This is a genomic window from Acetanaerobacterium elongatum (genome assembly GCF_900103835.1).
GTDB classification, from domain to species: Bacteria; Bacillota; Clostridia; order Oscillospirales; family Ruminococcaceae; genus Acetanaerobacterium; species Acetanaerobacterium elongatum.
On the sequence record NZ_FNID01000039.1, the window covers coordinates 20204 to 27191 of the forward strand.

Sequence of the window (6988 nt, forward strand, 5' to 3'; positions counted from 1 at the left end):
TATAAGATATGGCGCATAGTATGGGCTGAAAGGAAAGCCTTCAGCCAGAGACGGTTAGGCTTTGCACCCCCCGAAAAGAGATTATCTATGGGAAATTGTCAGATAAAAACCTGTGCTGACCGAGCCTTACAGGCCCGGTGCCGCCCACATGTAACCCGTGAGCTTTTCGTCGGCCAGTGTGAGATTCTGGGCATATACCTTGCGCCATGTCTCGTACAGGCCCTGGTAAACCTTCTGGTTTTCGGGGTTGGGGAGGTACTCCTTATCCCACTGAACCATCTTGTCGGCCGCTTCCTTCATACTGGAATAGTACCCTACGCCAAAGCTTGCGGTAATTGCCGCACCCAGTGCGGTGGCCTCCTTGGCCTTGGGCACCCGCACCTTCAGCCCCAGCACATCGGCGACAATCTGGCACCAAACGGCGCTTTTGCACGCGCCGCCCGCAAAGATGATCTCGGTGGGGGCGCTGCCCGTTACCTCGCGCACCAGCTCAAGGTTGCCCTTGGTTACCAATGCTGCGTTTTCCATAATGGCGCGGTAGAAGGTGTAGCGGTTAAACTTCTGCGCATCGAGCGAGAAGTTTACAAACGAGGGGGCCGCGTGCCGCCACGCGATATAGTTCATCACATCCGAGAAGGTGCACATCAGGCCATAGCTGCCCGCGGGAATCTTCTCGGCCTCTTTGTCCATTAAGTAATACGGGTCTTTGCCCTGCTTTTCGCCTTCGAGCTTCTCGAGCTGGCAGAATGCGTCGCGGTACCAGCGCATAATCAGCCCCGGGAAGAATGCAATCGCCTCGTACTGCCACAGGCCGGGCACCGCGTGGCAGTTTACACGCACACGGCAGTTCTTATCCATCTTGCAGCTTGCGGTGTTGTATACATACTGCCAGAAGCTGCCGCCGAACAGCGCGGCCTGATGCTCGCTTACCAGGCCCACACCCACGCCGCCGAACTGAACGTCGCCGCCGCCGGTGATGACCGGGGTGCCTTCCTTTAAACCGGTAAGCTCAGCACACGCCTTGCTCACCTTGCCGGCGATACTGCCGCTTTCGGTTACGGGCGGGAAGATATCCCCGCGCAGGCCGCATTTTTCGGCGATTTCGGGCAGCCACGCGCGCTTTGAAAGGCCGAAGATGCCGGTGGTGCAGCCGTTGGAGGGCTCGGCTGTAATGGCGCCGGTGAGCTTGGTGATAAGCCAGTCGTTAAACATATTGATTGCCGCGGTTTTGTTATAAACCTCGGGCAGATGGTTTTTTACCCACAAAAGACGCGGCAGCGCGCCGAGCGCGTAGGTTTGGCCCGACTGCATATAAATCTTTGCTTCGAGCGAGGGGGAAAGCTTCTTCAATTCCCCTACCTCGGCTCCCGCACGGGCATCTACGTTGGCGCAGGCCCAGATTTCGTTGCCCGCTTTATCATATAAAACAATGCCCTCGCGCATACTGGTGGTGGAGATGCCCAAGATCTCGGCGGGGTTGATGCCGCTTTTCTTTAGCACATCGCGCACACAGCCCGAAGCAAGAGCCCAGTTATGTGCCCAGTCAAAATCCATCGAGCCGGGGTAGCGGGGGTCTTCGCGGTGCTCCCATTCCTGCTGCGAAACAAACAGCTGGTTGCCCATGGTATCGAACAGCACGGCACGAACACTGCCGGTGCCCGCGTCTATCGCCATAAAATAGCTGCCCATTCTTATCAATCCTTTCAAGGGTGTTTGATCAATCTATTGTTATATTCTTAGTAAATACAGGTTAAATTATGAAAGTAATTTACAAGCGAAAGATGTTAAAGCGCCAGCAGCCCTTCGGCGGTGTTTTCGTCGGTGATGAGCACATCAAGGCAGCCGGTTTTAAGCGCGGCATGGATGGCGAGTATCTTTTCCGGCCCGCCCGCAACGCCGATGACGTTTTGCAGGTTTTTGAGCGCGTCGATGGGGGTGCTGATGAGGCGCTTGTGAATGGAAACGTCGAGCTGATTGCCGTTTTCATCTATAAAGTAGCCGAGAATATCGCCCACGGCGCCTTTGCGCTGAAGAATCAGCAGGTCGTTTGCGGTGAGCTTGCCGTCTTTTACCACGGTGGCGCGCTCGCTTACGCTGCCGATGCCCACCACGGTCATCGAGGCCAGGTTGGAAAGGCGCAGAATGTCGTTGACCGAGGGCTCGTTGCGGATGGCAAGGGCCATCTCGGCGGTGGAGGCGATGAAGGGGGCGGGCAGGATGTAGCGCGTGGTACCCTCTACGCTGCCTGCGGAGCCCATATAGTAGCTTACGCCGCCGGTAAGCGAAACCAGCGAGATTTCGGAGTCCTTCTCAAGGTTGAGGTTTGCGAGCGTGCGGGAGGTGGTGTCTCCAAAGCCGATGTTAATGAACGCCTTGTTCTGCACGCGGTCGCTGATATAGAGCGCCGCCGCACGGGCCACCGATTCGTTTATATTTTCCGAGACCGAGGGCACAATAAAGATGTCCTGCAGGCCGTAGCGGTTCATGAGCTGCTTTTCCAGCTGCATCCGGGCCTCGGCATCCGACCGCACCTTGAACTGGATGATATTCTGCGTGCGCGATTTCTCGAGCAGCTTAATCACACGCATACGCGAGATATTCAGGCGCTCGGCGATGTTCTGCTGCGTCATACCTTCTATATAGTAGCACCAGGTGGCTTTAATCATCAGCGTCTCTTCGTAATCCATTATCATTAACATCCCTTTCAAGTGCTTGCGCCAAAGGCTTTTCTATTCCCCCCTTAACCTTTGAAAGACTTTGCAGTTAAAGGAAGGAACTAGCATTCTGATAGCTAGATTATAACAATATTAAAAACAAGTGTCAATGCAAAGGCATAACAGAAGTTTTTGGATGTTTCTTTTGTTTCTTTTCAAGACGAGTATAACAGTTTAATAAAAATGTGTCAACCGCTTTTGAAAGAAGGCTTTGGGTTTTTGAAAAATCGTCATTTCAACGATGTTTTTAATTTCTATTCGTCGATATGCACAAAAACAAGGCTAATTTATCCACAAATCAAAGGTTTTTGGTTAAAAAATGATAGGGTATTGTAAATATGGAGTAAACTGGTTTACAGTGTATGTTGACAAACCACCCAAAATAAATTATCATGCAAGTGTCAGATAAAAATTTCAAAGCGTAACAAATGTTTCGCAAGGCCATGTTTAAAGAATCGGTTTTAAAACAAATTCCTTACTTTAGCCCATTACTGTCTAAGTTTAAACATCGCCTAGCATAAATCGGAGGAAACCAGTTTGAAAATTGAAATTCTCAAACTGCCTGCATGAAAAGGATGGTCTAGAGTATGAGTACAAATAAGAATCAGGTCTCCGAACAGCCCATGATCTCCATCCGCGGGGTGGCGAAGTCGTTTGGCAGCAACGCGGTATTAAAGGGCATCAACCTTGAGGCATACAGGGGCGATGTGGTTGCGCTTATCGGCGGCAACGGCGCCGGCAAGAGCACTTTAATGAAGATATTGATGGGCATTCACCAGCAGGATGAGGGTGAGATCTTTATAGCGGGCGAAAAGGCAAACCTGAACACCCCTTCCGCAGCGCTTGCAAAGGGCATTTACCTTGTGCCGCAGGAGCCTATGCTCTTCCCCAACATGACGGTGGAGGAAAACATCGTACAGGGCTTTAGCGAAAAGCGCAGCGAGCTGCATACCCGTTTGGTGGAGCTTATCAAGCGCGTAGGCTGGGATTTAAAGCTTGACCGCAAGGCCGACAGCCTTTCGATTGCCGAGCAGCAGCTGGTTGAGATTCTGAGGGGCCTGTTAAGAAACTCTCAGATCCTCATTCTGGACGAGCCTACCTCAGCACTTACCTTTAATGAGATACAGTCACTTTTTAAAGTAGTGGAGGATTTGAAGAGCCGCGGCATCGCGATCTTCTACATCACCCACCGCCTGACCGAGGTGTTTGAGATTGCCACCAAGGTGGTTATCCTGCGCGACGGCATTATTACCATGGAGGGCCCGGTGAAGGACTTCACCCAGGAGATGCTTATTAAGGGCTTGCTGCCCCCCAATGCGCAGGAGGTTACCGCGCAGGCCTGCTCCACCGAGGCAGGGCTGGATTATTCCAAGCTTAAGCCGGCGCTGGAGGTAAAAAACCTGAGCGGCTACGGCTTTGCCGATGTAAACCTGAACGTTTACCCCGGCGAGATTCTAGGCGTGGCGGGCGTGGTAGGTGCGGGGCGCACCGAGCTTGCGATTGCCATCTTTGGCATAGACGAGGTGACAGGTGGCAGTGTGAAGCTGGACGGCGAGGAAATTACCGGCATGAATGTACGCGCCATCATCGATAAGGGCCTAAACTATGTGCCGGAGGACCGGCACCTAAACGCGATTTACGGCATCAGCGAGGTTTCTTCCAACGTAACCTCCGGCATGCTGCATAAGCTCGGCAGGCTGTTTATCAACTTTAAGGCTGAAAACGAGCTTTCCGACCACTATATAAAAGACTTCCGCATAAAGGTAACCGGCAGAGACCAGCTGATCGGCTCGCTTTCGGGCGGTAACCAGCAGAAGGTGGTGCTTGCCAAAACCTTAGCAACCAAGCCGAAGGTGGTTATTCTGGATGAACCCACCCGCGGCATCGACGCAGGCGCCCGCGTGGACGTTTACCGCATTATCAGCAAGCTCAAGGAAGAGGGCGTGGCGGTAATGCTGATCTCTTCGGATATCGAAGAGGTTGTGCAGCTTTCTGACCGCGTGGTGACCATGTTCCAGGGCAGAATCAACCACACCTTTGAGCGCTGCGACATCAACGTGGATAATCTGATGGCCGCCTCGTTCGGCGTTTATCGGCAGGAGGAGAAACCGCAATGAAAAAGACCTTACAAAAGCTTTTGCACGGGCGCGAAATCTCCGCCGTCGGCTTTTTAATCGCAATGTTTTTGGTTGCGGGGCTTGTAAACCCCGAGTTTTTAGCACCCGATAACCTGTTGCTTACCCTTAACGGCAGTGTGATGTACATACTGCTGGCGGTGGGCAGCTCGTTTGTAATTGTAACCAGCGATATCGACGTTTCCATCGGCGCAAACCTAGGCCTTACGGGCGCAATGGCGGCAACCTTAATCCGCGACGGCGTTTCGCTGATGATTGTAATACCCGCCACCCTGCTGCTGGGTGCGGCTATCGGTTTAATCAATGGCATCGGCGTAGCAAAGCTTAACGTGCCCGCCATTATTATGACCCTTGGCACCAACGGCATCATCCGCGGGTTTATCTACATCTATACCAAGGGCAAATGGGTAGAGAACCTGCCCGACTTCTTTAAGCAATACTCCCAGCTTACCCTGATTGGCTTTGTGAATGTGTTTTTGCTCATCACCGCCATTATAGTAACGCTGGTTTACCTGTATCTTTCCAAGGCCAAGAAGGGCAAGTACTTCGCGGCAATCGGCGATAACGTATCGGGCGCGGCGCTTATCGGTATTCCGGTGCCCAGAACCCGTATGATTGCCTTTGTGTTAAGCGGCACCTTTGCGGCGCTGGCCGGCCTGGTTTTTGTAAGCAAGGTTGGGTTTGTTTCGCCGATGGCGGGCAACGGCTACGAGATGAAGGCGATTGCGGCCTGCGTGCTGGGCGGCGTAAGCCTTTCGGGCGGCATGGGCTCGGTAATCGGCGCTTCAATCGGCGCGATTATCATGTCGTCAATCAGCCGTATCCTGGTATTCTTAAAGTTCCCCTCCGACTGGGATAACACCATCACGGGTATCCTGCTCATCGTAATCGTTGTGGCGGACGCACTTATTCAGCGCCACCTTTCCGAGAAGGCGCGCAAAACCCGCCTCTCGGCCAGAACATCTGCCCAAAAGGAGGCTGCGGTATGAATAAGCTGAAAAAAATCCTGTTTCGATGGGAAGTTGCGCTGGCAGTTATACTCATTTTAGAGATTGTGGTCTTTGGTGCCATTAACCCGCGCTTTCTGCGCGTGAACGTGCTGCTGGGCAGTATTAACGACTTTATCTCTACCTGCATTATCGCGCTGTTTGTTACCTTTGTTATCATCACCGGCGGTATTGATATCTCGGGCGGCTCGATTGTCGGGCTTACCTCGATGGTGCTGGGCCTGTTGTGGCAGGACGCCGGGCTTAATATCTGGGTGGCCGTTCCCCTTGCACTGCTTACCGGCTTGCTGTGCGGCGCACTCAACGGGTTTTTGGTGGCCTACACGGGCGTGCAGGCGATGGTGGTAACCCTGGGCGGTATGTTTTTGTATTCGGGGCTTGCGCTGGTGCTAGGCAGCCTTTCGGTTTCAAGCGCATACGAGGGCATCTCCGGCTTCCCCGAGCCTTTCTTAAAGATTGCGGGAGGCAAGCTGTTTAACCTTATCCCCAACCCGTTTATCATCTTCATCGCACTTGTGATTATCGCTTACATCATCCTGCATCATACCAACTACGGGCGCTATATCTTCTTAGTTGGCGTAAACCCCAACTCGGCAAAATATTCGGGTATTGACTACCGGCTTGTTACCATGAGCACCTATATGCTATCCGGCCTTTCGGCCTCGGTTGCGGGCGTTGTGCTTACAAGCTACCTTGGTTCCTCGCGCTCTGACCTCGGCAAGGAGCTTACCATGCCCATTATCACCGCGGTGGTGCTGGGCGGCACGGCGATTACCGGCGGTAAGGGCGGCGTAATCGGCACCGCGATTGCAAGCGTAGTGGTTGGTATATTGCGCTTCGGCCTGCAGATGGCCAAGGTGCCCACACAGTACCTTGATATCCCGGTTGGCGTACTGCTGGTGGTGGCGGTTATGATCCGCGGCCTCTCGCTGGTGGTGAAAAAGCGCCCCGCAATCTTTACCAACAAGCAGAAGTCGATTAAGTAATAATACCATAACTATTGGCAATTCTATAGAATAGCATCCTTGCAGGGGCGAACTGTGTTCGCCCGCGGCCCCACCGGACGCTGTTATAGATACCGCGGGCGATTGATAATCGCCCCTACAACCCACCTAAGGCATGGCGCATAAAC

General features: G+C 53.1%; 5 protein-coding genes. 3 read left to right on the forward strand and 2 right to left on the reverse strand.

Annotation, left to right across the window (positions count from 1 at the left end):
* Positions 1 to 126: 126 nt before the first annotated feature.
* Both lsrK and BLR50_RS12300 read right to left on the reverse strand, forming a co-directional pair.
* The gene (lsrK, locus tag BLR50_RS12295; protein ID WP_092642781.1) at positions 127 to 1689 is read right to left on the reverse strand and encodes an autoinducer-2 kinase; all 1563 of its coding nucleotides are present in this window, start codon (positions 1687 to 1689) and stop codon (positions 127 to 129) included.
* Positions 1690 to 1784: 95 nt separating this feature from the next.
* The gene (locus tag BLR50_RS12300; protein WP_092642784.1) at positions 1785 to 2687 is read right to left on the reverse strand and encodes a sugar-binding transcriptional regulator; all 903 of its coding nucleotides are present in this window, start codon (positions 2685 to 2687) and stop codon (positions 1785 to 1787) included.
* Between the two features lie 614 nt (positions 2688 to 3301).
* On the opposite strand from BLR50_RS12300, the gene BLR50_RS12305 reads away from it, so the two are divergent.
* The 3 genes from BLR50_RS12305 to BLR50_RS12315 are packed head-to-tail and all read left to right on the forward strand — an operon-like array spanning position 3302 to position 6842.
* Positions 3302 to 4831 carry a sugar ABC transporter ATP-binding protein gene (locus BLR50_RS12305; RefSeq protein WP_092642787.1) on the forward strand — a complete coding sequence of 510 codons (1530 nt, stop codon included), beginning with the start codon at positions 3302 to 3304 and terminating at the stop codon, positions 4829 to 4831.
* Entirely contained in the window at positions 4828 to 5838 is a 1011-nt protein-coding gene (locus BLR50_RS12310; RefSeq protein WP_092642790.1) for an ABC transporter permease, read from the forward strand. Before BLR50_RS12305 ends, BLR50_RS12310 begins: the two co-directional genes overlap by 4 nt.
* Positions 5835 to 6842, forward strand: a complete 1008-nt coding sequence (locus BLR50_RS12315) for an ABC transporter permease (protein ID WP_092642793.1) — start codon at positions 5835 to 5837, stop codon at positions 6840 to 6842. Before BLR50_RS12310 ends, BLR50_RS12315 begins: the two co-directional genes overlap by 4 nt.
* Positions 6843 to 6988: the final 146 nt, after the last annotated feature.

Bases quoted from the DNA above. Each gene is read 5' to 3' on its own strand.
- lsrK (WP_092642781.1), bottom strand. From the start codon at position 1,689: ATGGGCAGCTATTTTATGGCGATAGACGCGGGCACCGGCAGTGTTCGT.
- BLR50_RS12300 (WP_092642784.1), bottom strand. From the start codon at position 2,687: ATGGATTACGAAGAGACGCTGATGATTAAAGCCACCTGGTGCTACTAT.
- BLR50_RS12305 (WP_092642787.1), top strand. From the start codon at position 3,302: ATGAGTACAAATAAGAATCAGGTCTCCGAACAGCCCATGATCTCCATC.
- BLR50_RS12310 (WP_092642790.1), top strand. From the start codon at position 4,828: ATGAAAAAGACCTTACAAAAGCTTTTGCACGGGCGCGAAATCTCCGCC.
- BLR50_RS12315 (WP_092642793.1), top strand. From the start codon at position 5,835: ATGAATAAGCTGAAAAAAATCCTGTTTCGATGGGAAGTTGCGCTGGCA.